The sequence below is a fragment of the Micromonospora sp. MW-13 genome, from assembly GCF_003434305.1.
GTDB lineage: Bacteria > Actinomycetota > Actinomycetes > Mycobacteriales > Micromonosporaceae > Micromonospora.
The window spans coordinates 1-1973 of sequence record NZ_QKKX01000059.1 but is presented as its reverse complement, the minus strand read 5'-3'; the positions used below and the strand labels follow the sequence as shown (position 1 = coordinate 1973).

The following is a 1973-nucleotide window of genomic DNA, read 5'->3' as shown; positions in this document are numbered from 1 at the left end:
ACTCCGCCGACGGCACTCCGGTGCACCTGTGGACCTGCCTGGGCGCCGCCAACCAGAAGTGGACCCTGCCCTAGGCGCGAGGAAGGACCCCCTGCCGACGGATCCCGTCGCGCAGGGGGCCCGGTCGACCCCACCCCCCCCGCAGCGCGAAGCCCCAGGAGAGCGACATGCGCAGACTCCTCCGTCCCGTCCTCGGCGCGGCCACCACGGTCCTCGCCGTCATCGCCTGCACCACCCCGGCCACCCCCGCGTCGGCCGCCGACGCCCCCTACGACGTGCTGGTCTTCTCCAAGACCGCCGGCTTCCGGCACGACTCCATCGCGGTCGGCACCCAGGCCGTCCGCGACCTCGGCGCGGCCAACAACTTCACCGTCACCGCCACCGAGGACGCCGCGGCGTTCAGCACCGCCAACCTGGCGAGGTACGAGGCGGTGATCTTCCTCAACACCACCGGCGACGTGCTCGGCCCGACCCAGCAGGCCGCCTTCGAGTCGTACATCGGCTCCGGCGGCGGATTCGTCGGCGTGCACGCCGCCGCCGACACCGAGTACGACTGGCCGTTCTACGGCAACCTGGTCGGCGCCTGGTTCGCCTCCCACCCGGCCATCCAGCAGGCCACCGTCAAGGTGGAGGACCGGGCGCACGCCGCCACCGCCGCGCTTCCGCAGTCCTGGCCGCGCACCGACGAGTGGTACAACTACCGCACCAACGCCCGCTCCACCGCGCACGTGCTGGCGACCCTCGACGAGTCGTCGTACTCCGGCGGATCGATGGGCGGCGACCACCCGCACGCCTGGTGCAAGACGTACAACGGCGGGCGGGCCTTCTACACCGGCGGCGGGCACACCCAGTCGTCGTACGCCGAGCCGGCGTTCCGCTCCCACCTGCTCGGCGGCATCCGGTACGCGGCCGGCCGGGCGAAGGCCGACTGCCGGCCCGAGACCGGCTACAGCACCCTCTACAACGGCTCCACCGCCGGCTGGTCCCAGGCCGGGCCGGGCAGCTTCACCAACGCCGACGCCACCCTCACCTCCGTCGGGGGGATGGGCCTGTACTGGTACAGCGCCAAGCAGTTCACCAACTACTCGCTCAAGCTGGACTGGAAGCTGGCCGGGGACGACAACTCCGGCGTGTTCATCGGCTTCCCGCCGTCGACCGACCCGAACTCCGCGGTGAACAACGGCTACGAGGTGCAGATCGACGCCACCGACGCCGCCGACCGCACCACCGGCGCGGTCTACACCTTCAAGTCCGCCGACCTGGCCGCCCGGGACGCCGCGCTCAACCCGCCGGGGGAGTGGAACACCTACGAGCTGTTGGTCGAGGGGGAGCGGCTCCAGGTCCTGCTCAACGGAGTGAAGATCAACGACTTCACCAACACCGATCCGGCCCGCTCGCTCGCCGGCCACGTCGGCATCCAGAACCACGGCACCGGCGACGACGCCGCGTTCCGCAACATCCGGATCAGGGAGCTGGGCGGCCCGCCGACCGGGAACACCACCATCCAGGCCGAGGCGTACAGCGCCGCCAGCGGCGTCAGCGCGTATCCCAAGGCCGGGGCCAACGGCGGCCAGACCCTGGGGTACGTCGACCCGGGCGACTGGGCCGGCTACCACGGCCTGGACCTGACCGGGGTGACCTCGGCGCGGGCCCGGGTGGTCTCCGGCGGCCCCGGCGGGACCATCCAGTTCCGCACCGGCTCGGCCACCGGCCCCGTGCTGGGGCAGGTGGCGGTGCCCAACACCGGGGGCTGGACGACGTACGCCGACGTCAGCGCCCCGCTGACCGGGGTGCCGGCCGGCAGCCAGAACCTGTACCTCACCTTCGCCGGCACCGGGACGGGCCTGTTCGACGTCGACGACGTCACCCTGGTCCGGTCGTCGACCCCGACGAACGGCACCGGCCCGGTCCGGGGTCTGGGTGGCAAGTGTCTCGACGTGCGTGGCGGTGCGAGTGCCGACGGTACCCAGGTT

1 protein-coding gene is annotated in these 1973 nt (G+C 72.4%); it reads left to right on the top strand.

Features of this window, described 5'->3' with window-relative positions; translation table 11 throughout:
- Positions 1–167 precede the first annotated feature (167 nt).
- Positions 168–1973, top strand: a 1806-nt coding sequence (locus tag C5N14_RS25600) for a ThuA domain-containing protein (RefSeq protein WP_117671491.1), incomplete at its 3' end; no start/stop codon positions are given.